Genomic DNA, 22,338 nt, shown 5'->3' on the forward strand with positions numbered 1-22,338 from the left:
GATCAACGAGACGGAGCGGTCTCGTCAGCGGATGCTTGGTGGCTAACGCGCCGGATGATGAGGTAGGCGATGCCGAGAAGGGTGCTCAGGAACAGGCCGACGTAGACGAGCCTGAGCGTCCCGCCCTCGTCGTCTTGACGCATCCGCAGAGGGATGCCGACCCCGATCATGATGGCTCCGGCGAGGGCGATCACGATCGGCGCGATCGCGGCCAGTTGAGCATTGAGGTCTACGTGTCAGACGACCTCGAGGTCGAGGTCGATCAACCTGACCTCTAGGTCAGGAATCGTCTGCGCGGGGTGGCATCGGGTCGCGCGCACCGCCGTCACGGTGACGGTGTCTCCCTTGCGCACGGCGACCCGGATCAGCTCTGCTTGCGAGCCGGAGGCGTGGACGTTGTAGGCGCCGTCCGGACCGTCGATGCGAAAGCTGACTCGCGCGGTGCGATCAGAGATGCGTCGAGTCAGCGTGAGAGGCGAGCGCACGGTTCCCGTGACGGTCACCGAGGCGGACTCTTCAGCGTCTGGGGCAGGCGCGGTCTGGGTGGTGTTCATTTCTCCTCCTGATACCGATCGGCTGGCGCGCCGAGTAGAGCGCGCCGGAGCACGAGGTCGGCGTCGACGGCGCATCCGGCGCCGAGGTGGTCTCCGACCATCGCTGCCGCGCAGCAGAGCTCGCCCTCGTCGTGCAGCGCGGCGAGCGCGGCGAGGATGTTGGTGAAGGTGATCGTGGTGGTGCCTTCGGTTTCGTCGGGGCGGTGGAGGTAGTGCGTCACCGTGACGTGTTCGTGGTCGAGGTCGGTTTCGGTGGCGATCAGCCACGGCGAGGTGCGCCCGTCGAGAAGGTCGATGAGGTCGACGATCTGGTCGTCGGAGATCTGCTTGGTGAAGGTCAGGGGGTAGTTCATGGCTCGCTGGTCTCTTCGCTGGGCGGGTTGGGGACGGTGAGGGAGTCGAATCCGTTGAGGTCGACGCGGTGGCTTCTGGGTGTGACGCCGGCGATGTAGGTGGGGTGCCATTCGAAGCCGGGGGCGTTTCCATGCTCGGAGGCGTAGTCCGCGAGCTCGCCGAGGGTTCTTCCGATGACAGGCCGGTCGGCGCGCAGCGAGATCGCGATGATGCCTTGCACGGTGCGGGGGTGGAGGAGTTGCCGTTCGAGGTTCAGCGTTTTCAGGTGAGCGGGCCACAGATCTTCGGCGTTGGGGCCGTAGTCCTCGACGAATCTCGCGTGAGCGGCGTCGGTGACCTGCTGTCGGATGAGGTCGACGACGGGGCCGGTGTAGCGGTTCGCTTCAGCGGCGAAGGCGGCGCGTTCGTCGTCTGCGGCTTTCTGTGCGAGGCGGCATGCTGTTCGCCACTGGGTCAGTTCGTCGAGGAGCTGTTCGTCGGCCCAGGCGAGCGTGGGGCGTGTGTCGCCGTAGTCGCGCGCGTCGGCGGGCCACCAGGGGGTGTGGCCCCAGCGGGAGCCTCCCGAGTAGGTCGAGAACGCGTGTGGGGCTTCTCCGTAGTCGGTGGTCGGTGTCAGTGAGACGGCGCCGTTCAGCCGGGTGATGTCCCAGCCGTGGGAGCGGACGACTGGGTCGGCTTGGTGGTGCCAGGAGAGCGGGTCGTGGTCGGGCGTGATCTGGGCGTCGGCGGGTGTTCCTTCTCTCGCCCAGGCGTAGGTGAAGAGCTTGCGTGAGGCGGGGCGGCGCGGGTCCCATAGTTCGGTGACGCAGAGCGCAGTTCCTGGCGTGCGTTCGATCGCGGCCGCGATGAGGGACTGCCGTTCGGGTGCGGTCAGGTGGTGGGACGGGTTCGCGCCGAAGGTCCATGTGTCCCATGCTTCGCTCTTCCAGGCGACGTGGAGCGCGGAGGCGGTTCGTTGCGGGAGGAGCTGCCAGGTCGACGTGGTCCCGATCTTCCCGTTGCGGTAGAGCCGTGTCACGTCGAGGTAGATCCGTTCCTTCCGATCGTCGGGTGAGGGCGTGTACGCGAACCATCTGCCTTGCCGGTCGCGGGCGACGGCGATCGCGCCCGGCAGGGCGCTTCCGAGCTTGATCATCTGCGTGGCGCCGTGGTCGACGGCGCTCGCGCGGCGGGAGCGGTGCTCGGTAAGGATCTGGTCGGCGGCGCGCTTCTCGTGTGTGCCGCTGCCGTTGAGCGGTTTCGTCCAGGTGTGTGCGAGCTTCCACCAGTGCACGAGCTCGTCGACGAGTTGCTCGATCGTCTCGGCGTCGGCGCCTTCTGTCACGAGTAGCTGTCCTATGAGGCCGCGGAAGTCGTTCTCCTGCTGCGCTTCGGAGTGCTTCGCGTCGAGAGCTGCGCGGATGGTGGGCACCATCGAGAGGAAGTGCTTGCTGCGTTCCTCTCTCGAGTAGAGAAATCGTTCGAGTTCGGGGATGCTGACCAGGTCGAACGGCAGGACCCAGGAGTCGTCGGGCATGATCACGCACGAGGCGCGGAGTTGCGCCGTCGCCGCGGTCTCGCCGCGGTAGATGTAGCCGGGTTCGCCGGGGACGGGCATGTTGCGCTTGTAGATCGGCTCGGCGCGCTCGTAGCGGATCACGAACCCGCCGTCGCGGCGCCCTTCGATCAGGTGCGGTACGTTCGCGGCCGGGTACTCGGCGTTGCCTGGGTGGAGGCGGGGGTGGTAGCCGCGGGTCCACTTGTCCCCTTCGACGTGGAGGGATCGGAAGTCCCGTACGCCCCAGTTCCCGATGACGCGCAGCCCGGGGCGGAGCATTTTGTTGAGGCGCCGCTGCCAGCTCTCGAAGCTTTCGCCGCCCTCTCCCAGCTGGATGGAGTCTTCGTCGTCCTGGATCAGCTGGATCTTGCCGGCGTCCTGGTCGGCGATCGAGAGGAAGCTGACTCCAGCTGGCGGGAGTGGGTGCCACACGGGGGTGCGGTCGACGAGGCCCTGCAGGACGAGCATGATCCGCATGTAGTGCCGGCGGCGGGCGTCAGCGATCTTCTCGATCTCGAACCATTCTTCGCTGCCCGGTCGGACGGGCTCCTTGGCGCCTCGCCCGAAACCGAACAGGCCACGGTCGAAGACCTCGACGAACTCCCGCCTACGTGGGAGCACGCGATCGCGGATCCGGAGCGCGGGATCGACGGTGAGCAGGTACAGCTTCTCGCCGTTGCGCAGTAGCCAGTAGCTGCGCTGGTTGGCGGCGTCGCGGCCGGCGTCTTCCCACAGGTTCCCCGATCGCGACTCCACCTTGGTGGGGATCAGCACGACGACGCCCTTGGGCTCCGGGAGGACACGGTCCAGGTGGGCGGCGTCGGAGATGAGCCAGTCGATGAACTCGGGGATGTTGTCGGCGGTCAGGCCGGTGTGGGTTCCCCCCATCATGATCAGCGATTCCTCGGCCATCACGAGCACCTTCTGGCGGAGCGTGATGGGGGTCTCCGCGGGCGCCGGCTTGCCGTCGCGGACGAGCTGAAGCTGTTCGTCTCGGCCGAGGTAGAGGTCCACGGTCCACAGCACTTCGGCCATCTGCTCCAGCTGCTGCTTCAGGGGGGCCATCCGCGCCTCGAGCTCACGACGCGCCTTGTCGAACTGGGCTTCCAGCTCCTTGCGCTGCTTCTCGAGGTCCGCGCGTTGCCGTTGCTGTTCAGCCTCCATAGACGCGCGCTGGCGGGCGAGTTCGGTCCGCGCGGCTACGAGCGACTCCCGCGTGGAGGCCGCGTCGGAGCCGAGGCGCGGTGTGAGGTCGCTGCCGGTCATGCCTGCTCGACCTCCCATGAGGTGGTGTTGTAGGTGCTGTCACCGTCGGCGCCGATCCCGTAGATGGAGCCCTCGTCGGCGTTCTCCAGCCACTCGATGATCGCCTCGGCCATCTCATCGCGAGACGCGAACTTCCCCTGCTCGCGTTCGACCTCGACGGTGACGGTGAAGGTGAAGGTGTGCGCCATGTCAGTCCTCCTCGGAGACAGGTGGGGCGGTGACGATACGCGCCCTGGTGGGGCGCGAGAAGAACCCGAACGCCTCGTCGTCGACGCTGACTTCGATCGTGGCGGTGAGGGCGACCCGGTGGCCGCGTGCGGGGCGGCCGTTGAAGTCCAGAGATCTCGGAACGGTGCCCCACGCCTTCCACCCGGCCCCCGAGAGGAGCATCTTCAGCGATCCTCCGTACTTGCTCTCGACCCACTTCGTAGAGAGCACATCGGCCTCGATCTCCACGCGGCCGGTCGGAACTGGACGCTTCGCTTCCTCCCGGTTAGCGAGGTCATCGAGAGCAGCTTCAGCTGCTACCCGCCACTCGTCGACGTCGAGATCTCCGGCGTGGGACTCCTCCGCGGCCTGCAGGAGGAGACCGATGCGGCCGCGGATCGGGTCGGTGTGCCGGAGCAGCGCGTGCTTCTCCGCGAGCGCTTCGTGGACGGCGCCGTGGCTGGCCATGAACGCCGCTCGCGCCCGGGCGATCCGCGCGGCTGTTCGACGCGTGCGGTCAGCCTCCTGGGCGCGACGTCGCGCGGTCTGGCGGGCGGAGGAGACGAGGAAGGACCGAGCGCCGGTGCCGGCGCAGGAGAAGCATCCGGTCGTGACGTCATGAACGGCCGAGGTGTAGAAGGTGATCTTGCTGGGGGCGCTGTATACGCCGGTCCCGCCGCAGGATCCGCACGTCTCGACGATGCGTTCGCGGCCCTTCCTGCCCGGGTACGGGTCGACGTAGGAGCTGGTGAGTTCCAGCTCCTCAGCAGTCATTTGACCGGTCATCACTCCCCCGCTCTTATTCGTACCTTTGTTAGTTTCATACTAGGCAGCTTTCGACGCCGCTCGCAAGCTTCTCGCGTGCACACCCATCGTCCGCCCACACCCCGACAGGGGGGCCTGTCCCGACTGACGCATATGCTCGCCGACATGCCCGATCGCGACACCTGGCCATCCGTCGAATGGGCAGAGGTCTGCCGCTGGGTCGACGAGAACCGACCCGATCTCCGCGCCCGTCTCGGGCCGCCCGTGGAGCCCGTCGCGCCTAGAGGTGACGACCCCACCGAGGACGAGCGGCCGCGTCAATCGGGGCGCGCAACGCACGACGAACTACGCTAGAATGTAACTGACAGAGATAGTTACTAGGAGGCGATGAGATGGCGAACGAATCCGCGATGCAGGCGATGAAGGTACTGCACAAGCAAGCCAACCCCGCCGCCACAGTGCGCGCGGCTCCCGAGATCGAGGCACGCCGCCTGGAGAAGTCTCGCCTGCTGGCGCTGAACAACGCCGCCGCGCTCGTCGTGCAGATCAATCGCGCCGCAGGAGGGACGGATGATGCCCTTGTTCAGCGACTGACCGACGACGCTCAGATCATGCTCGCCGCAGCGGCGGGATTCCAGGAACTCATCGACGACATCCCCAACGGTCGGCAGCTCGCCGCATGAAACGCGTCCAACGACGTGCACTCACGTTTGCGTTCGGAGTCGCTGCAGCGGCGGCCGCGGTCGCGATCGCCATCACACAGTTCACCCCGAAGGTCCACCAGGTTGTGCCCACCCCCGACCTTCACGCTCTGGTCGCCGCCGGCTACGTGACGGTCACCGATGGTGTCCCCTCCTACGACACCCTGGCCATCAATGCCGCACTCGACCAGCTCCCCGAGGACACCACCACCGACACCACACGCCCGTATGACCGGGCCTTCTTCGGACAGCGATGGGCCGATGTCGATCGCAACGGCTGCGACACCCGCAACCAAGAGCTCGCAGCGTGGATGAGTTCCATCACCTTCAAGCCCCGGACCAACGACTGCGTCGTCCTCCACGGCACGCTCGATGACCCCTACACCGGCAGGACGATCACCTTCACCCGGGGGCAGGGGACCAGTGAAGCTGTCCAGATCGATCACCTCTGGCCCCTGGCTGCGGCATGGCAGCGCGGCGCGGACAACTGGAGTGACGAGCAGCGACTCGAGTTCGCGAACGACCCCCTCAACCTCACCCCCGTCGACGGACCCACGAACCAGTCCAAGAGCTACAGTGGGCCGGAGTGGTTCCCCCCGAACCAGAGCTACCGCTGCACCTACGCCGCCCGGCTCGTTCTCGTCGCCGCCACCTACAGGATCGAGCTGACGAAGACCGACCGGTCGGCTCTCCACTCCGCACTCGTCAACTGCGGCTGAGCGCCCGCCTCGCGGCATCCGAGCGGCACCGACTACTCCTTCCGAATCAGCCGAAGCGCAGCCATGCGGGCCCCTCGAGGCCCCCAACGGCGCTCCGCGACGGCGCGGTGTCTGAAGGGCGCGGTACTGTGCTTGGAAGACGCCCGGTCGGGTGTGGCGGTTGAGAAGTGATTCCCTGACACGAACGCTCCTCTCATCTCCCGCCACTCCACCCGGGCGTCTTTCATGTTGCCCCCGGCTGCGTCGCTACCGGGCGTGCGCGCGAGCTCGTTGCTCGCCTTCAGTCGCGCTCGGAACCGTCCTGCGAGAGCGGACTGCGCGAGCTCCTCGAGTCGTCCCCGACAAGGCCGCTCAGTTGGCTGATCACCTCAGGACGCATCCACGAGGAGCAGCCAGCGAAGACGAGGAGCTTGTCGAGCCTCCCATTCCGAGATACAGTTAGTAACTGTCAGGGATACAGTCTAGTTGGGAGTGGTCATGAGCACAGAGGTCGTCCGCAGCGACACAATCGATCTGCTCGTATCGGCGCTGATGGTCTTGGGATTGAGTCCCGACCCGAAGAAGCCGCTACCGACGGGGGAACAGTGCGTCACGCACATCGCCGATGGCGTCGGCCGCGACCTGGCTGAGGCGAACCTCGACGCCGTCAGCCTCTCCGAGGGGTCGAACCCCCCGGAGGCGGCGTACCGGTGGCGGCCGGTCATGGAAGTCGCGCTGAGGTACACCCTGTCGCCGGCGGTGGCTGTTCAGGTGGAAGCGGCGCGACGCCATGTGGTCCGCAACTGCGCAGCACACCCCGGGTGGGAACATTCGCAGGCGCGCCAGATCGCGGCCCGACTTGGGGAGAGCCTGCGGCGGGGACCGCTGCAGCATTGGCCGCGAGAGACCCACGGCGACTTCCGCGGCATCGCCGCCTGCACTCCTGGGTGGACGCGTGAGGACGGGTTCCCGACGCTGCAGTCGAGGGCAGATGCATGAGCACCGCTTCGCGCCCCGGCCGCTCTCTTCCTGCGGCGCTCCAGCGTCGCCTGCGGCGCCAGTTGACGGTGCTCGTGTCCGCGGCCGCGGTAGGCCTCGCGGCATGGCTCGGCGTACTCATGATGCCGGTCCTCGATCGGCTCTTGATGGTGGGGCTGCTGCTGCTCGTGTCCTATGCCTTGACGGTCTCGCTCGTCGACTTCTTCCGCCGCGAGTAGGTGGGGAGTGATGGCCAGGCAGACGATCACCTGGACGCAGAGTGTGCAGTTCACAACCACCGTCGACGTCGACGAAGGCGAGCTCACTCGGTGGGCATCCCGCGCCGACCACGTGCGCACCATCGACGGAGAGGTAGCCCGCTCAGCCGGGAGCGACGATGTGTCACGGATGCTCAAGTCGAATCAGCACCTGCGCGCAGCTCTGTTGCAATCGTGGGCGGCCGAGACGGCTCAGGAACAGCAGTGAGGGCGCCCGCGTACGGACGCCCTCACTTGCTGCGGCACTCAGACGAGTCGGGCCGCGAGCTCGGCGATCTTGTCGGGCCGGAAGCCTGACCAGTGATCCTCGTCGGTGATGACGACGGGGGCCTGCAGATAGCCGAGGGCCTTGACGCGCTCGAGCGCGTCAGCGTCCTGGCTCATATCCACGACCTCGTAGTCGATGCCCTTCGAGTCCAGCGCTCTGTACGAGGACGAGCATTGAACACATGAGGGCTTGCTGTAGACGGTGACAGTCATGCGGGGGTTACCTCCTCTCTTCGGATCGTAGTGTGCGGTGGACCTCAGACACGCGGGGCAGATAGTCCTACCCCTGCGCGCGGGGGACGGCCCTTCCCGCCGCATCAGGAGGACCTCTCCTGACGGGGGGTGGTGGAGCGTGCAGCTTTCAGGACGCGGGCGATATGGGTGTCGTAGCCGGCGAGTGCGCCGCCGGCGCTCGCTGCGGCGCGACCTCGTTCGCCACATCCGCAACCCCAGCGGCCGGGTCCGGCGGGAACGAAGAAGTGCTCGAAGGCAGGCGGGTTGGCGGAGCTCACGTGCTGCGGTCCGCGTAGTCATCGGGGCCCGCGGGGGTAACGCGCACAGTGACAGCCGCGACGATGCCCGGGTGCCTCCAGACGCGTCCGTCGACGAGCATGACAGGGCGTGTCCCAACTGCTGCGGTGGGGTCCGCGGAGATCTCTCGCGCCCAGGTGCCGATGATGCCGCTGGTGGGGTCCGCGAACCCGAGGAGCTTCGGCAGCACGCGGCGCGGCATCCCAGAGTTGACGACGTGGTCGGCATCGACGAGGAGAGGCGGCGGTTCGATGATCGCGTCTGCAGGCTGCGTCAGGTACACGGTGTACGCGGTTCGAGCTCTGCGCAGCATCCCGGTGCTCACGGGGTGTGCTCTTCCACCTGATGGGCAGCAGCGACGATCGCGAGGACGCCTTCGAAGTCGGCGCGGCGAGCGAGGCGGATCATGGCGCGGGTGATCTCGACGCTCAGATCGAGCTTGGAGAGCACGTAGTGGCGTTGGCGCGCTCTGGCGGCCTCGGCGCAGGTGGTGAGGGTGCGCGAGCCGTGGTTGGGGCATCCGCCGCGGCTCTTGCATCCGTCGAGGAACCCCGCCGGCGTGCCATGCTCGACGCGTTCGAGCATGTCGAGGGTCTTGCTCATCAGGCGGCCAACTGCACGTCGGGAACGGCGGAGATCTCGGGTACGTGCAGCACGCGCATGACAGTCCTCGACGTGATGTTGAGCCGCTGCGCCGTTGCCTCGAGGCTGTATCCCCGTTCGCGAGCCAGGTGGATGGCGAGGTGTCGCTCTTCTTGGGTCAAGCTCACGCGCTCACCGCACAGAGCGAGGTCGATCGCGACGTCGTCGACGACCGATTCCTCGTCGACGAGGGCAGGCTCGTCGTCGGTGTCGATGTCGTCCCACGCCATGGGGGGCAGCCATCGGCGCGCGCGCGCGTACTCGAGCGCTCCGGTGCGCACGGCCTTGTCGTAGCGAGTGACGTCAGGGGCGGGGGTCCGCCACAGCTGCTCATACAGCGCCGCTGCAGCGTTGTGCAGCTTGGCCGGGATGTCAGTCTCGCCGGTGAGGATCCTCCCCATCCTCGATTGGCTGATGCCGAGCATCCTCGCCAAGCGGGTCTGCGCCCAACCGAGCGTCCCGAGCGCTTGGATGCGTCGACGCATCCCTCGCGACGAGACCTTCACCTCCGCGGGGAGCGACGCCAGGTCAGGAGTGACAGCGAGGAGCTTCTCTGCCGTGGAGCGATGGATGCGCGCGGGGGACGAACCCCGACCGCTGCCGTCCCTTTTCTTGCTGCCGAACCAGATCGCACGAACGGTGTCGGCACTCACGTCAGCGGCGGTAGCGATCGCGGTCACTGTCATGCCGTGCCGGAGGAGGAGGCCGATGTGGACCTTGACGGGTGATGTCGGCGACATTCCGCAGTCGTACCTGCCGTAGGCGATGAGCTTCTTCCGCTCATAGCAGCGAGTCGTGTTCGCGGCGCGGCACTTCGCGCATCCGCACTTGTGCACCCGGTAGCAGGTCGGCGTGTTGCCGTGCTTGTGATCGGGCGGGCAGAGCGTCGTCCTATCCATCCTTCACCCCTCAAAGTTGCTTACATTTATGAATGTAAGCCCTCCGTGTTTCCGATGCAACCGGAGAGGCGGTCCCTCCTACCTACAAGGGGTGGGCGCCCGCTGGGAAAGTCGACAAACCGCCAGCTTCAGGAAGGGGGGGCTCAGCTGCGGGGTTGCGGGCGTCGCCGGTAGAACCCGTCGACGTCGCGACCGTTCCGTTGATGGGGTGCCACCCAGACCTCGCCCGACGCGCTCTGCGCAGATCCCGAGACTTCATCGATCGAACGCGACGCGGGGCGGGATGGCGCTGCCAGCGGATGCGTCGACGCTTCGGCCTGCGTCACCGCCCCACGAAGGGTCCACTTGCGTGACCAGCGGCCGTCGTCCCGCTTCCCTGCGTACTTCTCGACGAGCTCGGGGGCCGCCTCGGGGCGCTGGACGGTGTACCGCTGGAAGCTGACGACGTTGACGTTGGCGTCGGCCACGCGTTTCGCGATGCCGGCGCAGATGGACTGGTCGTCCTGCTCGTAGAGGGCGTCGCTGAAGCCCGCGGGCACAGCGCGGCCGCCGAGCCTCTCCACTTCGGTCGCATCGGGCTTCAGGCTCGCCAAGTACTCAGTCCGCCAGCGGTACTCGGCTCGCGCCTGCGTCACAGCCTTCGGTCCGTCGACGACGACGAGATCGACCGCGTATCCGTTCTCCTGCAGCATCCGCAGCGTGTCGAAGGCCTTCCTTTCGTTCGCGAGCGTGCCGTCGAGGATCACGTTCTCGCCGCGGAGAACGGCCCGATCTCGCTCCTGCTTCATGAGAAGCGAGGATTCTTCGTGCACGAGGGACGCGCGCTCACGCGGTGACAGCACCTCGGTCCCCGGAGGGGAGAGCTCGTGCTCGAGGGTCCCGTCCCGCTGAGCGCGTAGGAGCAGATGATCTTTGAAGTCGTCGGCGTTCAGATCCCGCCAGTCCTGTTCGGATGAATCGAGATCAGCGATCAGCTTCGCGCGCGCCGAAGACTTCCCCGCGCCGGGGGGACCCGCGAGAACGATCGCTCGTCGGTCGCGCTTGACGTTCGGTCTCTGAGCGCGGAAAGCGGCCCGGATCTCCCGGTGAGCTGCTCGGCGCTCTGCTGACGGGCGGATCCCGTCTCTGAACCAGCCGGAGTTGTGAACGGTCGAGCTGGACGTGTCCGCGGCGAGCGGGCCTCCTGGCGCTCCCAGCTGATCAAGCAGCTTCTTTCGGGCGTCGAAGTCGACCTGGCGATCAGGGGATGCGTCCACCGTTGGCCTCCGTCACGGCATCGGCGATCTCCTCGTAGAGGTCGTCGTCGATGAAGTCGCATGCAAGCGCAGTGCCAATCTCCTCGAACGAGTTCCTCGTGGTCACCGCAGGGTCGTCGAAGGGTGGGGCGATGTGCTCGCGCGCGGCGAAGGGGAACGCCCGCAGCGCGGCGATGAGGTCGGCGCGCGAGATCTCCCCGTCGCTGTACTGGCGCGTGAGATCGAGCGGAGTGGTGGTCATCCTGATCACCTCCTTCTCAACCGTCATCTCCATGCCCTCAGCATACGCCACAGATGGTTACATTCGTTAAGGTTCGCTGCATGGGTCATCGGGAGTCCCTTCCATCTACAAGGGGTGGAAGGGGGGACGCTAGGTCGACAAAGTCAGGCGAGGATCCCCGCCGCGGTGACGATCAGCGCGGCGGCCGCGATCGCCGGACCGTGCGCGTGTGCAGCACGCCCCCGCCCAGCCGCGATGCGCACGAGCCGCTCGCCGGCACTGAGCAGCACGGCGAGTGGCACGAGATAGATGGCGAACCAGCCAGAGAAGACGCCGGCGAAGAGGGTGACCGCGCCTGCGAACTTCGCGTCTCCGAATCCGAACCAGCCTGCCATGCCCATCATCGCGTAGGCGAGGAAGACCACGGCGGCCGCGGCGACGGCGATGACGAGGATCCATGGGTCTGCGGTCGAGATGCTCACCGCGGCCGCTTGCAGAGCGCCGGCCAACGCGTAGGGGCCCGTGTACCGGTTGGGCAACCGCTTCGTGCGAACGTCGACGCCCGCGATCGCGGAGCTGGCGGCGGTGAAGCAGGCCAGGGCGATCCACGGGTATCCCGGGATGCCGGCGAGTGCCAGGCCTGCGAGAAACGCACCGTCAACGGCAGCGACGACGTACTCGCTTCGCGCGCGAGCGTCGGTCCTCTCTTCGATCACGGTCATCGGGCGTTGACGAGCTTGGCCGGCGCGGAGTCGATGAGTTGCTGAGTCGCGTCGTCGAGCTCGTAGTCCGGGTCCCCTCCCCCGGGGCGGGCATAGAGCTCGTCAACGACGCGGGAGAACTCGGCGGGGCTGCCGGCGCGCATGGCGGCCTCGAGCTCGAGGCGCCACCCGGCCTCGTTGAGCGGGTCGGCCGACTGGGCGATGCGTGCGGCGAACCGGGCCTGGTCGAACTCTCCCCGCCGGAGCGCCCGGTGGGCGAGCTCGTCGGCGGCGTCCAGGACGGCAGCGATCATCGCTTCCTCGGCCGGGGCACGCCAGACCCACCACCCCCGTCGATTCGTCGGAGGGGTGAGAGGCTGCCCGCGGACCAGCCTGATCGCCGCGATCAAGTCCTCGTTGGGGGTGGTCTTGAGATCAGGGCCGATCAGGGAGCGGAAGTCGTCCCAATCGCTCCGAATCGCGGGGTGGATGAGGAAGCCGACTTCCTTCCGTCCCTCGGGGAGGAGCTTGCGCCCATCGGGGTCTGCGCCCAGGGCATTCCGAAGGTGCTTGGCGAGCTGACGCGCGTTGTTGGCATCCGGGTCGACCTTGTCCGGCCAGAACGCCTTGTGCAGCTGCGCCCCGGGCACCTGCCCGCCATGCAGGAGCAGGTAGGCCATCATCTCCGCACCGCGACCGGGGAGCTTCTCCTGGACGTTCATGACGTCCACCGGTCCGAGCATGCGCACGTACGGCGCGGGCCAGTCGGGTGCGCTGACCGTGGCCGAAAGCGTGAGCTCCGGCTCCTCGACTGCGGCCACAGGCTCGTTGGAGGCGGGTGCCGATTCGATGTCCAGTTCGGAGATCTCGACGGATCCGACCGCCGCCTCGTGCTGAGGCGTGCTCTCGGCGGCGGCGGCGTCGTCAAGAGCTGTGTGCTCTTCCTCGACCGTCGACGGCTCGATCTCGGGCGCCTCTACGGATGCGAGATCCGCCTCGTCGACGGGAAGCTGAGGTGCGACCTCAACCTCGTCGTCGAGGGCCCGCTCGTCGACGACGTTCTCCGCCGCCAGATCGGCGATGTGGGATTCCTGAGCTGTGGTGTCGAAGAGGTTCTGGACGAGCTCGAGCTCTTCGCCGGCGAGCAGCTGGGGGTGGAAAGGGAGCGGCGGCAGTTGGCCTCCGGAGCGGTACTCGGCGGTGGTGCGATCGGTGATGACGACGGTGGATCCCGCCTCGATCGAGTCGCCGCTGGCGACAGTGGCGATGCCCAGCCGCGGCATGCGCGCGACGAGCTCGGCGAGCTCGGTCCGCTGCGCCTCGGGCGGCTCCACGCCGAGGATGACGATGTGCGGCGCCCACGATTCCAGGTCGGTGGCCTTCACGCGTGCCTGGTGCACGTCGTCGACGTCGTACGAGTCCAGCGCGGCGCGACGGTCCTCCATGTCGGCCCGGAGGTTTCGGATCAGTGCCGGGACGTCGTCGACGTGCTGCACTCGGAACCGTCCGAGGTCGCGGGCGAGTCCGTGGGGCATCCCGACGAGAGTGACCTGGATCTGATCGGACCAGGGGTTCACAGCCAGCTCGACGGCGATCGCAGTGAGAACACCTCGCGCTGTCTCTTCGTCGCCGACGACGTTCAGCGAACCGATCTGCTCGAGGTCGAGGAGGAGAACCCCGCCGGCGTCATCGGTTCCGATAGTCGTGAGCGCAGGGTACGGCGACACGGTCGGTCGGCTCGGTGGCTGTGCACGTCCAGGCCGCACGATCCAGGCCGTGCGGTCGGGGTGGGCAGCCTCGAACGGCTCGGGTAGATCTGCGGGCTCGGTCAGGTAGACGGCGATCTCATCGTCGGCCAGACGGACGGCGAGGAGCTCGGGGAGCACCGCTCCGGTGTCCTCGGCCCAGGCCTGCAACCCGCGCAGGGCGTTGTCGATGTCATCGACACCGATCGGGTTCTCGACCAGACGCAGCTCAAGTTCCAGATCAGCCGCGGCCTCGCTGGGCATTGCGATTCGCTCTCCGGCGAGACGCTTCCGGCGTTGCCGTAGTCGCCTCGCCCCAAGCGCGGCGAGTAGACCCGCCACGAGCAGGCCCACTGCACCTCCTGCCGTCGCGAGAGGCACCGAGTAACCCGCATCGGAGGACTCTTCCTCCTGCGCGTCGCCGGATGCAGACTCGTCGTGCGTGGCGGTCTGGCTGGCGGAGTCCTCGTGCTTGACGCCCTGATCCCCTGCAGCATTCCCAACCGCGCCGCCGGATCCCTCTGCGCCGCCCGCGCCGTCGCCGCCTGGCCCGCCGACATCGACGCTCCCGGGTCCGACGGACGCGGAAGCAGAGTCCGCCGGCGCCGCCGGCGCCGGCGGGTCGGGTGCCGGCGCCGGCGGGGCCTCCTCCACCTGGACGTTCGGCACAGACAACGTCCATCCGGTGAGGATGAGGTCCTGGTCGCTCAGCGCGCGTCCGTCTGCCTGCGTGACTCCCTGATTCGCATCGAAGATCTCTGGGTATCGCTGCCCGTCCCCGTAGTACTTCGCGGCGAGATCCCAAAGGGTGTCTCCGCGGACGACCTGGTGGTCGATGGTGACGTTCGTGGTGGCTGGCGCGACGTCCTGCGTCATCGTGTTCGCGGGGATGGCCGACGACACGTTCGCAGTCGGCCCAGCGGGGTCCACCACGGAGGCCTGTGACCAGGGTATGGCTGTCGCTGAGACGGGCTCAGCAGCGACCGCCGGGGTTGCTGTGCCGCCCAGCGCGCCGAATCCCGTGAGCATCACTGCGACGGCCGCGACGAGGGATGCGGCAACGCGCTGCTGTCCGCGGAACGCGCCGACCTTCTTCGGAGTCGGGCGCCCAGCGAGTCCCGCGCCGATCTCGAGGAGAAGCGGCCCTGCGAACGCCAGCCACGCAAGCCAGCACAGCAGCGGCAGTACCTTCGTCGTCAGGATGACGTACCCGTAGTCGGGCGTGAGGGAGAAGATCGCCTCCCACTGTGCCGAGGTGGGAAGCGGGTTCCCTGCGATGAACGCAAGGACAACAGGCACGCCGACGAGGATCGCGCCGATCACGATCAGGGCACCCAGGCCTCGCAACAGTTTCGCCACGTCGTCGCCTTTCAGTCAGCCAGGCTGTTCAGCCACCGTAGTTGGCGGTATTGACAGACTGGAGCTCGCCGACGCGGACCTGGGCCGTCGTGGTCGTAGAGGGCATTGCGATCGTCCCGCTCTCCCCACCACCGGTCCACTCGACGACCCACGTCGTCGACGCGGATACGGTGAACGATCCCGAACCCGAGGTCCGCTGGTAACGGAAGCCGCACGTCGGTGAATCGACAGCGAGCTGATTCGCCATGGCGGCCGCGTTGAAGGGGGTTCCCACGCCGCAGTTGATCGTCTGGCCGTCGCCGGACGACCACGTCAGTGAGCGAACATTCGCCGTCGCGGTTACCGTCACTCCCCCGTATGTCGCAGTGCGAGACAGAGGCCCCCAGGTGCTCTCGGAGGTGCCGTCGACCCACAGCCAGACAGGGATCCCGACCCAGGTGCGTCGATACGCGGCCGTTCCGATCGGGTCATCGGAATGGACCTTGCTTTCCGGGGCCATGCCGATCGTGATCGGCTCCAGCGTGAAGGTACGCACCAGCATTCCCGCCGCCTGAGCAGGCGTGTACCGGCTGACCCCGGGAGGTGGCGCCAGGAGCCACTGGCCCATTGTGTAGCAGCCGCGGGGGTTGTTGCACTGGTAGAGGTTGCACGTGTACCAGGCGCCCACCGACGCATCTCGGCCAGCGGGAGGCGCACCCTGGGGGTCGTCCAACGACCAGTAGCACTGCTTGTCGTTCGACCACCACCCGCCATCACGAGAACACGGAATCTCCTCCGGCCCGCCAGCCCCTCCCTGGTATGTGCACGCAGACGGCCCCGGCGTAAAGCCAACCGGACCCGTGGAACCCCCACTCGGCTCATACCCGCCAGGCGTACCACCACCCCCAGTACCAACCTCACAGTTCCAGGAGTTGTCGATCGGGTTATAGGTGCAGTTGTCCGCAGCGGATGCCGCTGTGACTGGGACCAGCACGGCGAGCACCACCGCCAAAATGGCTACGAGGGCGCCTACTGCCCGACGCCTCAGCATTGCGGCGCTCCTTCCACCACGGTCCCGTCGCGGTTGACGAGCGTCTTGAAGTTGTAGATCAACCAGGCGCCCTGCGACGGTGAGAAGTACACCGAAAAGACACCCGGTGAGCTGCCCTTCGGAGTGTCGAGGTGCGTCCCCTGCGGGTCGAAGGTCTCGGTATCGGCGTTGCTGGAGCATCCGTAGACGTCGACGTTTCCGTACTGTGCTGAGGCGCCTGTGCCGTCCTTGATCGGTCCGACGGTGCTCATGGCGGCGTTGGTCGACCACTTCGTCGGGGCGCCTTCCAGGCGGTAGCCGGACTTGGCGTTCAGCTGCACGAGCTGCTCGATGGGTGCGCCGGGGACGATCAATCCGGTGAGGTAGTCGGCGCCCAGTCCGGCGGTACTCATCATCGTGAATGTGGCGTCGTAGTACCTCTGCACGGCTTGGGTTGCCTGGTCGACTGCTTCGCTTTCGGACGTTGCCTGCTCGCCGGCGGTCGGCGTGGGCGGTGTCGTGGGGTTGGCCGTCGGTGTGGGCGAGCTCGTGGGGCTCGGCGTGGCGGTCTGCCAGGCGTTCGGGTCTTCGTTCGGGGTACAGGCCGCCATCGCGATGGCGGCCGCGACCAGGAGGGTGATCGTGGCGGTCGTCTTGGTGGTCTTCATGCGATGTCCCTAGTTGTCGATGAGTGCGGCGGATCCGGTGGCCTGGACCGGTAGCGATCCGATCATCCAGAGGATACGTGGGGTGTAGGCCATGTCGACGGTGACGAAGACCTCGTTGCCGGTGACAGTGACGTTGCCGGTGGCGCCGGCGGAGGTGATGTAGTTCTCCGCGGCTGCGACAGCGGCAGGGATGGAGAGGTCGAAGGCGTCACCGTTGACGGAGGTTCCGGTTGCGGCGTTGGTGCCTGCTCGAGCTGCCGACTGGGCGACGGTGAGAGCCTGTTGGAAGGTCTGCGTCTTGCCCTGTCCGTCGACGACGATGCCTGCGATGAAGATGAGCGCGACGAAGAAGCCGAGCCACATGGGGACGAACTTCATGAGGTCACCTCTCTCGATAGGGGTCGACGGGGCTGCTGGCGGTCTTGGTGATCGTGACCGATCCGGGCATTCCAGGGAAGGAGATGTCGGAGGTCGCGATGGTGCAGCTCACGGTGGCGGTGACGGTGCCGGTTTGGCCGATGCCGGTGCTGAGACCGTCGCCGCCGATCTTGACGTCAAGATCGATGCAGGTGACGTTGCCACCGAGTGCTGTGGTGGCCGCCGCTTGCGCGTGGGGTACAGCGTCGGCGACGGTCCGGGAAATGGATGCGTCTCGGGCGGCGGCGTATGCGGCGGCTTGGACGGTGTTGGCCGCAGCTCCGCCACGACCGACCCAGATGATCAGGCCGAAGAGTGTCACTGCGGCGAGGGCGAGGATCGTCCATCCGGGGAGGTCGTCGAGATCTCCGGACTCGTCGTGGATGATGCGGCGGATTGTCTTCACGGTGCTGGCACCCATCGTTCGATCGGTCCGGTGAGGGTGCGCTCGATGGTCGGGAGGGTGATTCCTGGAATGAGGGAGACGGGCTGTCCGGTGACGGTGACGGAGACGGTGTCGGCGGTGCGGTTGATGGTGACGTTCGTGCCGGTGAGGAAGCCGGTTCCGTTGAGTAGCTGGTTGGCGCTGGCGATACCGGCGGCGGAGTTGGATTCGTATGCGCGGGCGACGGTGTAGCCGGCTTGGGTGGCGACGTTGGCCGCATCGTTGCCGAGATACCAGGTCCCCAGCTGGAGGCCCACCAGAACCAGCAGGACGCTGAGGAAGGCGAGGATGGGTGTGGAAGCCATCCCGTCTTCCTTGGCCAGCGTCCTGCTGGTGCGGTGGATCCAGTTGCGCATCGTGCGATCAGAACCCGTTGATCCGCGTCTGGATGTAGTTCTGGCCCCAGGTGAACAGCATGGTCGCGATCGCGATCGCCGCGGCGCCGCCGACGGTGATCCAGATCGCCTTCCAGGCGGCGTCGTCGAGTCCCGACTCGGGCTCCTCGGTGAGGCGGTCGATGCCTTCGCGGACCCGGGCCTGGGCGTCGATGACGGTCTTGGTGACCTTGTCGCTGATGGTGCTCATTGGTGTTTCCTTCCGGTGTGGGTGGTGCTCAGAGGGTGGTCAGTTGGAGAACGGAGGGGACGATCATGAGGGCCATGATCGGGACGAGGGTGCAGAAGACGGGGATGTCCATCTTGCTGGTGACTCTCTCGGCAGCATCCTTGTCGCTGGCTGCGACTTGCGCACGGAGCATGTCGCAGGCGGGGAGCAACTGCTCGCGGAGGCCGACTCGGGCTTCCGAGAGGCGCATCGTTCTCGCCATGTCGATCAGTGCGGGAACTCCGACGCTGACGCCGAGCCTCTCGAGGGCATCCCACTTGCTGGTGCGGGTGAGTTCGGCCGCCTGATACTCGCGGCGGATGCGGCGGAAGACCCACGAGTCGGAGACGGATGCCGCGGACACCAGCGCGGCGTCAGCGGTGGTGTTCCCCAGGAGCGCGACGGCGACCAGCTGCAGATAGACGGTCACGAACCGGGTGAACTCGCGGCGAGCCTCCTTCGCCTTGGTGCGCACTCCCGAGTCGGGGATGATCCAGAACACGAACGCGAGGATGGGGCAGAACAGGAGCGGCAGCGGGAAGCTGATGCCGGCGAGCTGAAGAAGGGCAGCGAACCCGAGCGGGATGCAGAATCCGATGGCCGCCATCTTCAGCTTGTCGGCGTAGAACTGCGCGACGGGGATCTCCAGGAGGTCGAGCTCGGCTGTGGGAGCGGTGAAGAAGGGGATGCTCGGTGCGCGTCGAGACACCCAGGCGCCGGCCTTATCCCATCCAGCGAGCGCTTTGGAGGGCGCGGCGTTGGGGACAGACACTTCACCGAGCCGGGTGAGTGCGTCTCCGGCCCGGATGGTGCGGGGTGCGTAGGTCAGGAGCAGCAGTGCCAGACCGGCGCCGGCGATCAGGCCGGGGATGGTGGCGAGGAGGACCGGGTTCATCGTTCGACCTCCGCTGCGGTGGGGCTGAGCACGATCCGCGGTTCGGGGCGGAATCTGGTCTGGGACTTCGCCCAGATGAGGATGACCACGAAGATGCCGATGATCACCAGAAGCGCGATCTGCCCCATGGCGGTGCGGTAGAAGGCGATCGTGGGCGTCTGGGAGAACACGACGAGGCCGGCGAGGACGACCCCGACGATGCCGGTCATGACCTGCATCGTGCGTCGCGGCTTTTCGCGCTCGTTGAAGATCTCCATGCGCTGCTTCGCCTGGACGGCGAGGGTGTCGGCAACTCCGGAAAGCGCGCGAGCCAGGCCTCCGCTGTTGAACTGGGCGGCCTGGATCAGGTAGATCGTGACCTCGTCGACGTAGGCGCTGTCGAGCTCGTCGGCGAACGCCTTGAAGGCTTCAGCCGCCGACCACGAAGTCGACATGCGCGCGTGAAGGCGGTCGACGGCAGAGCGCAGCTGCGGCGGGGTCGCGCCCCGGGTGATTCCGATGACTTCGCGGAGGGTGTACTTGCCGGTCTCGGCAGTGGACGCGAGTGAGCGAGCCCAGGCCTCCAGCGCCATGATGAGCTGCTGTTCGCGGGTGTCCTGCTTGCCAAGCAGCAGCGGGAGTCCGACGATCGCCGCGGGGACGACGACCAGGAGCAGCGGGATCGCGGTGAACAGTGCCGCCACGAGACCAGCAGCGGAACCGATGAGCAGTCGGAGCCGCGTGGGGCGGCTGACGCGACGCCACCGCTGGGCGAGGGTGGTCTGGTTCTTGGCGCGCTTGGGAGCCTTCTGCGGCGCGGGCCGGAAGAAGGCGATGAGCATCACGAGGCCGGCGAGCAGGATGGCCCCAGCAATTGCTGCGGGAAGGATCATCAGAGCTCCCAGGGGATTCCGTTGACGCGGCTGGCGCGGTCGAGCATGGGCATCAGCTTCAGGGGGCTGGGCTTCTCGGGTTCGACGTAGGTGTCGTGGTCCCAGTCCCACTGGAACAGCTTCGACGCCATCGGTTCGCCCCTGTCGTTGGAGACGACCTCGGCGACCTCGGACACGATGCGGGTGCGTGTGCCGTCAGGGTTCTCGATGAAGTCGAGGTAGATGATGACGTCGATGCTGCGGAGGATCTGGCGGAGCGGGACGGTGTCGGCCGCGAGCCCGTATTCGCTCATGAGCATGTCCGCGAAGCGGTGAATGGCGTCGTCTGCGCTGCGTGCGTGGATGGTGGACACGGATCCGCGGCCGGCCTGCATGGCCTTCATCGCCCATCCAGATTCGGGGCCGCGCATCTCGCCGAACAGGATGCGCTGCGCGGAGGAACGCAGGGACTCGTAGAACGCGTCGGCGAGGCTGTAGGAGGCCGTCACGTCGCTGCCGGCGAACATCGCGGGGCTGTACTGGAGGTCCTGCACCTGCGAGTGCCGGGGCCCCTTGTTCAGGTAGAGCTCGCGTTCGGTTTCGATGGTGACGATCTTCTCTTCCCAGGGGACGGTCGCCATCCATGCGCGCAGGAACGTGGTCTTCCCTGTCCCGGGGTATCCGGCGATGAGTGCGGAGCAGTTGGCTCGTGCGGCGAGGGTAAGGAAGGTCTTCATCTTCGCGGTGAGCGTGTTCTTGCCGACCATGTCGTCGAGGTCGACGTCGACGAGGTTGTGCTTACGGATGGTGAGGTTGGGGACGCTGGTGTTGGGGACGCCGGTGGCGGAGAGTCGAGCGCCTCCGATGTCGAGGTCGAGGTGCCCGCCGGGGCGGGAGAAGTTGCGTCCTCGCCAGGAGGCGATGTCGGACACCATCTGCTCGAGGTCGGATCCGTGCTCCGCAAGTGCCGGGCGTTTTTCGCGGCGTCCTGTGGTCTTGGTGACCATGACGTTGTCGTGGCCGACGACGCTGATGTCTTCGACGTCGGGTTCGCGCAGATACTGCTGCAGCCGCCCGTATCGGAAGACGTTGTCGAAGACCGCCTGGACGTGCTGGGCGCGTTTGCGGGGACCCCATTCGTTGTCGCTTCCGAGGGTGACCACCCGCCACTCCGCGTGGCTGTCGACCATCCGGGTCATCTCCCTCAAGGACTGCTCCTCGAAGGCGGTCTCGGGGCCTGCGGAGGCGGTTGCGACGTCGAACTCAGCACGGGTGCGCCCGGCGCCGTCCTCGTTGACCGTGAGCTTCTTGGTGAGGGTGTCGACCACGGTCCAATCGACGTCGTCGAGGAAGGTCTCCACGACGGTCACCGGTGCGACGGTCGCCGCACGTCGGGTCGATGGCACAGGCGCAACAGGCAGCTGGTAGGTGTCGGGGAGGTTTTCTGCGGTGGGCTCGTTCAGGTGAGGGCGGTCATCGTCGGTGACGCGATGCAGGTGGGCGCGCCCGGTGGCCGCGGCGAACAGGTGCGGGTTCTCTGCCGCCGAGTTCGATCGTGGAGTGGACTGTGGTGAAGGCGCGGTCAGCATGTTTCCCAGGAAGGGACGGGTGCTGATCTGGACTTCGGGGAGGGACTCGTCGCTCATGTCAGCTGGCGCTCCGATCGAGGTCGCTGTATCCGATGATGGTGCCCAGTCCAGCGATGACGCTGCGGATCTTCTGCCTGTAGGTGTTGCGGTTGGGCTTGGGGTCGGGGCGCCCGACTGAGAAGGTCGCCGCTCCTTGCGGGTCGAACGGGAGCATCGCGAGGACGGGGAGCGTGTTGTTGGCGAAGTCGACCGCCGGGATCTGCTCTGCCGGCACCTCGTTGAGGAGAAGGAAGAACTTCTCCGCGCTTCCGACGCTCACGCCGACGCGTTGGGTCAGGTCGGGCCCTTCGAGACGGCGGTAGACGCGGTTCAGGTCGACCATGGTCGCGTTCGCGCATATCAGGACCTGATCGGAGGTGTCGATCAGGGGCATCCGGACGTCGTCGCGGCCGAGGCGGCCGAGGTCGATGATGACGTCGATGCCTGCCTCGGATAGGGAACGGAGCAGCTCGGGCAGCCGAACCCAGAGTCCGCTCACTCCGTCGGCGATGCCGAGGTGGAAGAACCCAGGGACGACCCAGAGCTTGTGCCCGGGAGGGATGGCGGGGATGGGGGCGGACTTGATCGGAGGGAGTTCGTGCACGGCGATCGCGAGGAACCGTTCGGGGTCGAGGAGGTCCTCGCGGGTGAGGACGCCACGGCTGTATGCCAGCTGCACCTTGTCGATGCCGCCGAGCTCAGGAAGCAGGTTGGATCGGAAGAAACCGGGCATGGCACTGGTGACGGCGTTCGTGTCCGCCTCGATGACCACGACGGGGCGCGGCCAATGGACGCCGAGGGCGAGGGCAGCGGTGCTGACCCCTGGGGATCCGCTGACGCTTGTGAGCGTGATGACGGCCACGG

Annotated in this window: 29 protein-coding genes; 5 read left to right on the plus strand and 24 right to left on the minus strand. The window is 67.0% G+C overall.

Going from position 1 to position 22,338, the window contains the following annotated elements; translation table 11 throughout:
- Positions 1-2 precede the first annotated feature (2 nt).
- The 6 genes from G3N18_RS01880 to G3N18_RS01905 are packed head-to-tail and all read right to left on the minus strand — an operon-like array spanning position 3 to position 4,692.
- Positions 3-194 (minus strand): hypothetical protein, encoded by a 192-nt coding sequence (locus G3N18_RS01880; protein WP_196382625.1) that lies wholly within the window; start codon positions 192-194, stop codon positions 3-5.
- A 42-nt stretch (positions 195-236) separates the two neighbouring features.
- On the minus strand, positions 237-554 hold the full coding sequence (locus G3N18_RS01885; RefSeq protein ID WP_196382626.1) for a hypothetical protein: 318 nt from the start codon (positions 552-554) through the stop codon (positions 237-239).
- On the minus strand, positions 551-907 hold the full coding sequence (locus G3N18_RS01890) for a hypothetical protein (RefSeq protein ID WP_196382627.1): 357 nt from the start codon (positions 905-907) through the stop codon (positions 551-553). The genes G3N18_RS01885 and G3N18_RS01890 overlap by 4 nt, the downstream gene beginning before the upstream one ends.
- Positions 904-3,711: a hypothetical protein gene (locus tag G3N18_RS01895; RefSeq protein WP_196382628.1), complete on the minus strand. Its 2,808-nt coding sequence runs from the start codon at positions 3,709-3,711 to the stop codon at positions 904-906. Before G3N18_RS01895 ends, G3N18_RS01890 begins: the two co-directional genes overlap by 4 nt.
- Positions 3,708-3,899 carry a hypothetical protein gene (locus tag G3N18_RS01900; RefSeq protein WP_196382629.1) on the minus strand — a complete coding sequence of 64 codons (192 nt, stop codon included), beginning with the start codon at positions 3,897-3,899 and terminating at the stop codon, positions 3,708-3,710. The genes G3N18_RS01895 and G3N18_RS01900 overlap by 4 nt, the downstream gene beginning before the upstream one ends.
- 1 nt (position 3,900) lies before the next feature.
- Positions 3,901-4,692, minus strand: coding sequence for a hypothetical protein (locus tag G3N18_RS01905; protein ID WP_196382630.1), 792 nt, complete (start codon positions 4,690-4,692; stop codon positions 3,901-3,903).
- Between the two features lie 383 nt (positions 4,693-5,075).
- On the opposite strand from G3N18_RS01905, the gene G3N18_RS01910 reads away from it, so the two are divergent.
- The 5 genes from G3N18_RS01910 (at position 5,076) to G3N18_RS01930 (ending at position 7,546) form a co-directional block, all read left to right on the plus strand.
- Positions 5,076-5,366: a hypothetical protein gene (locus tag G3N18_RS01910; RefSeq protein WP_196382631.1), complete on the plus strand. Its 291-nt coding sequence runs from the start codon at positions 5,076-5,078 to the stop codon at positions 5,364-5,366.
- Positions 5,363-6,103: an HNH endonuclease family protein gene (locus G3N18_RS01915; RefSeq protein WP_196382632.1), complete on the plus strand. Its 741-nt coding sequence runs from the start codon at positions 5,363-5,365 to the stop codon at positions 6,101-6,103. The genes G3N18_RS01910 and G3N18_RS01915 overlap by 4 nt, the downstream gene beginning before the upstream one ends.
- Positions 6,104-6,580: 477 nt before the next feature.
- Positions 6,581-7,081, plus strand: coding sequence for a hypothetical protein (locus G3N18_RS01920; RefSeq protein ID WP_196382633.1), 501 nt, complete (start codon positions 6,581-6,583; stop codon positions 7,079-7,081).
- Complete coding sequence (locus tag G3N18_RS01925; protein ID WP_196382634.1) at positions 7,078-7,299, plus strand: hypothetical protein; 222 nt, start codon at positions 7,078-7,080, stop codon at positions 7,297-7,299. Before G3N18_RS01920 ends, G3N18_RS01925 begins: the two co-directional genes overlap by 4 nt.
- Positions 7,300-7,309: 10 nt before the next feature.
- Positions 7,310-7,546: a hypothetical protein gene (locus G3N18_RS01930; RefSeq protein ID WP_196382635.1), complete on the plus strand. Its 237-nt coding sequence runs from the start codon at positions 7,310-7,312 to the stop codon at positions 7,544-7,546.
- Between the two features lie 38 nt (positions 7,547-7,584).
- Here G3N18_RS01930 and nrdH read toward each other — a convergent pair whose 3' ends face one another.
- From nrdH to G3N18_RS02020, 18 genes are all read right to left on the minus strand, one after another.
- Complete coding sequence (gene nrdH, locus G3N18_RS01935; RefSeq protein ID WP_196382636.1) at positions 7,585-7,818, minus strand: glutaredoxin-like protein NrdH; 234 nt, start codon at positions 7,816-7,818, stop codon at positions 7,585-7,587.
- A 295-nt stretch (positions 7,819-8,113) separates the two neighbouring features.
- A complete protein-coding gene (locus G3N18_RS01940; protein WP_196382637.1) occupies positions 8,114-8,461 on the minus strand; it encodes a hypothetical protein in 348 nt (115 codons plus the stop codon).
- Positions 8,458-8,721 (minus strand): hypothetical protein, encoded by a 264-nt coding sequence (locus tag G3N18_RS01945; protein WP_230403752.1) that lies wholly within the window; start codon positions 8,719-8,721, stop codon positions 8,458-8,460. The genes G3N18_RS01940 and G3N18_RS01945 overlap by 4 nt, the downstream gene beginning before the upstream one ends.
- A gap of 17 nt (positions 8,722-8,738) precedes the next feature.
- Positions 8,739-9,677, minus strand: a complete 939-nt coding sequence (locus G3N18_RS01950; RefSeq protein WP_196382639.1) for a helix-turn-helix domain-containing protein — start codon at positions 9,675-9,677, stop codon at positions 8,739-8,741.
- Positions 9,678-9,820: 143 nt separating this feature from the next.
- Positions 9,821-10,933 carry a zeta toxin family protein gene (locus tag G3N18_RS01955; protein ID WP_196382640.1) on the minus strand — a complete coding sequence of 371 codons (1,113 nt, stop codon included), beginning with the start codon at positions 10,931-10,933 and terminating at the stop codon, positions 9,821-9,823.
- Positions 10,917-11,207, minus strand: a complete 291-nt coding sequence (locus tag G3N18_RS01960) for a hypothetical protein (protein ID WP_196382641.1) — start codon at positions 11,205-11,207, stop codon at positions 10,917-10,919. Before G3N18_RS01960 ends, G3N18_RS01955 begins: the two co-directional genes overlap by 17 nt.
- A gap of 110 nt (positions 11,208-11,317) precedes the next feature.
- The gene (locus tag G3N18_RS01965) at positions 11,318-11,875 is read right to left on the minus strand and encodes a prepilin peptidase (protein WP_196382642.1); all 558 of its coding nucleotides are present in this window, start codon (positions 11,873-11,875) and stop codon (positions 11,318-11,320) included.
- On the minus strand, positions 11,872-14,958 hold the full coding sequence (locus G3N18_RS01970; protein WP_196382643.1) for a LysM peptidoglycan-binding domain-containing protein: 3,087 nt from the start codon (positions 14,956-14,958) through the stop codon (positions 11,872-11,874). The genes G3N18_RS01965 and G3N18_RS01970 overlap by 4 nt, the downstream gene beginning before the upstream one ends.
- Before the next feature lie 28 nt (positions 14,959-14,986).
- Complete coding sequence (locus G3N18_RS01975; protein WP_196382644.1) at positions 14,987-15,499, minus strand: hypothetical protein; 513 nt, start codon at positions 15,497-15,499, stop codon at positions 14,987-14,989.
- Positions 15,500-15,981: 482 nt separating this feature from the next.
- The gene (locus G3N18_RS01980) at positions 15,982-16,635 is read right to left on the minus strand and encodes a hypothetical protein (RefSeq protein ID WP_196382645.1); all 654 of its coding nucleotides are present in this window, start codon (positions 16,633-16,635) and stop codon (positions 15,982-15,984) included.
- 9 nt (positions 16,636-16,644) lie between these two features.
- Positions 16,645-17,013, minus strand: a complete 369-nt coding sequence (locus G3N18_RS01985; protein WP_196382646.1) for a hypothetical protein — start codon at positions 17,011-17,013, stop codon at positions 16,645-16,647.
- A 4-nt stretch (positions 17,014-17,017) separates the two neighbouring features.
- The gene (locus G3N18_RS01990; RefSeq protein WP_196382647.1) at positions 17,018-17,473 is read right to left on the minus strand and encodes a hypothetical protein; all 456 of its coding nucleotides are present in this window, start codon (positions 17,471-17,473) and stop codon (positions 17,018-17,020) included.
- Entirely contained in the window at positions 17,455-17,853 is a 399-nt protein-coding gene (locus tag G3N18_RS01995; protein WP_196382648.1) for a hypothetical protein, read from the minus strand. Before G3N18_RS01995 ends, G3N18_RS01990 begins: the two co-directional genes overlap by 19 nt.
- Positions 17,854-17,860: 7 nt before the next feature.
- The gene (locus G3N18_RS02000; protein ID WP_196382649.1) at positions 17,861-18,082 is read right to left on the minus strand and encodes a hypothetical protein; all 222 of its coding nucleotides are present in this window, start codon (positions 18,080-18,082) and stop codon (positions 17,861-17,863) included.
- Between the two features lie 28 nt (positions 18,083-18,110).
- Positions 18,111-18,995: a hypothetical protein gene (locus G3N18_RS02005; protein ID WP_196382650.1), complete on the minus strand. Its 885-nt coding sequence runs from the start codon at positions 18,993-18,995 to the stop codon at positions 18,111-18,113.
- On the minus strand, positions 18,992-19,867 hold the full coding sequence (locus tag G3N18_RS02010) for a type II secretion system F family protein (RefSeq protein WP_196382651.1): 876 nt from the start codon (positions 19,865-19,867) through the stop codon (positions 18,992-18,994). The genes G3N18_RS02005 and G3N18_RS02010 overlap by 4 nt, the downstream gene beginning before the upstream one ends.
- On the minus strand, positions 19,867-21,492 hold the full coding sequence (locus G3N18_RS02015; protein ID WP_196382652.1) for an ATPase, T2SS/T4P/T4SS family: 1,626 nt from the start codon (positions 21,490-21,492) through the stop codon (positions 19,867-19,869). The genes G3N18_RS02010 and G3N18_RS02015 overlap by 1 nt, the downstream gene beginning before the upstream one ends.
- A gap of 1 nt (position 21,493) precedes the next feature.
- Positions 21,494-22,336, minus strand: a complete 843-nt coding sequence (locus G3N18_RS02020) for a hypothetical protein (RefSeq protein ID WP_196382653.1) — start codon at positions 22,334-22,336, stop codon at positions 21,494-21,496.
- Positions 22,337-22,338 lie beyond the last annotated feature (2 nt).

It is taken from the genome of Microbacterium paulum, assembly GCF_015707995.1.
Lineage (GTDB): Bacteria > Actinomycetota > Actinomycetes > Actinomycetales > Microbacteriaceae > Microbacterium > Microbacterium paulum.

Excerpts from the sequence above, each read along its gene's own strand:
- G3N18_RS01885 (WP_196382626.1), bottom strand. The coding sequence starts at position 554 with ATGAACACCACCCAGACCGCGCCTGCCCCAGACGCTGAAGAGTCCGCC.
- G3N18_RS01890 (WP_196382627.1), bottom strand. The coding sequence starts at position 907 with ATGAACTACCCCCTGACCTTCACCAAGCAGATCTCCGACGACCAGATC.
- G3N18_RS01895 (WP_196382628.1), bottom strand. The coding sequence starts at position 3,711 with ATGACCGGCAGCGACCTCACACCGCGCCTCGGCTCCGACGCGGCCTCC.
- G3N18_RS01900 (WP_196382629.1), bottom strand. The coding sequence starts at position 3,899 with ATGGCGCACACCTTCACCTTCACCGTCACCGTCGAGGTCGAACGCGAG.
- G3N18_RS01905 (WP_196382630.1), bottom strand. The coding sequence starts at position 4,692 with ATGACTGCTGAGGAGCTGGAACTCACCAGCTCCTACGTCGACCCGTAC.
- G3N18_RS01910 (WP_196382631.1), top strand. The coding sequence starts at position 5,076 with ATGGCGAACGAATCCGCGATGCAGGCGATGAAGGTACTGCACAAGCAA.
- G3N18_RS01915 (WP_196382632.1), top strand. The coding sequence starts at position 5,363 with ATGAAACGCGTCCAACGACGTGCACTCACGTTTGCGTTCGGAGTCGCT.
- G3N18_RS01920 (WP_196382633.1), top strand. The coding sequence starts at position 6,581 with ATGAGCACAGAGGTCGTCCGCAGCGACACAATCGATCTGCTCGTATCG.
- G3N18_RS01925 (WP_196382634.1), top strand. The coding sequence starts at position 7,078 with ATGAGCACCGCTTCGCGCCCCGGCCGCTCTCTTCCTGCGGCGCTCCAG.
- G3N18_RS01930 (WP_196382635.1), top strand. The coding sequence starts at position 7,310 with ATGGCCAGGCAGACGATCACCTGGACGCAGAGTGTGCAGTTCACAACC.
- nrdH (WP_196382636.1), bottom strand. The coding sequence starts at position 7,818 with ATGACTGTCACCGTCTACAGCAAGCCCTCATGTGTTCAATGCTCGTCC.
- G3N18_RS01945 (WP_230403752.1), bottom strand. The coding sequence starts at position 8,721 with ATGCTCGAACGCGTCGAGCATGGCACGCCGGCGGGGTTCCTCGACGGA.
- G3N18_RS01950 (WP_196382639.1), bottom strand. The coding sequence starts at position 9,677 with ATGGATAGGACGACGCTCTGCCCGCCCGATCACAAGCACGGCAACACG.
- G3N18_RS01960 (WP_196382641.1), bottom strand. The coding sequence starts at position 11,207 with ATGGAGATGACGGTTGAGAAGGAGGTGATCAGGATGACCACCACTCCG.
- G3N18_RS01965 (WP_196382642.1), bottom strand. The coding sequence starts at position 11,875 with ATGACCGTGATCGAAGAGAGGACCGACGCTCGCGCGCGAAGCGAGTAC.
- G3N18_RS01975 (WP_196382644.1), bottom strand. The coding sequence starts at position 15,499 with ATGCTGGTGCGTACCTTCACGCTGGAGCCGATCACGATCGGCATGGCC.
- G3N18_RS01980 (WP_196382645.1), bottom strand. The coding sequence starts at position 16,635 with ATGAAGACCACCAAGACGACCGCCACGATCACCCTCCTGGTCGCGGCC.
- G3N18_RS01985 (WP_196382646.1), bottom strand. The coding sequence starts at position 17,013 with ATGAAGTTCGTCCCCATGTGGCTCGGCTTCTTCGTCGCGCTCATCTTC.
- G3N18_RS01990 (WP_196382647.1), bottom strand. The coding sequence starts at position 17,473 with ATGGGTGCCAGCACCGTGAAGACAATCCGCCGCATCATCCACGACGAG.
- G3N18_RS01995 (WP_196382648.1), bottom strand. The coding sequence starts at position 17,853 with ATGCGCAACTGGATCCACCGCACCAGCAGGACGCTGGCCAAGGAAGAC.
- G3N18_RS02000 (WP_196382649.1), bottom strand. The coding sequence starts at position 18,082 with ATGAGCACCATCAGCGACAAGGTCACCAAGACCGTCATCGACGCCCAG.
- G3N18_RS02005 (WP_196382650.1), bottom strand. The coding sequence starts at position 18,995 with ATGAACCCGGTCCTCCTCGCCACCATCCCCGGCCTGATCGCCGGCGCC.
- G3N18_RS02010 (WP_196382651.1), bottom strand. The coding sequence starts at position 19,867 with ATGATCCTTCCCGCAGCAATTGCTGGGGCCATCCTGCTCGCCGGCCTC.
- G3N18_RS02015 (WP_196382652.1), bottom strand. The coding sequence starts at position 21,492 with ATGAGCGACGAGTCCCTCCCCGAAGTCCAGATCAGCACCCGTCCCTTC.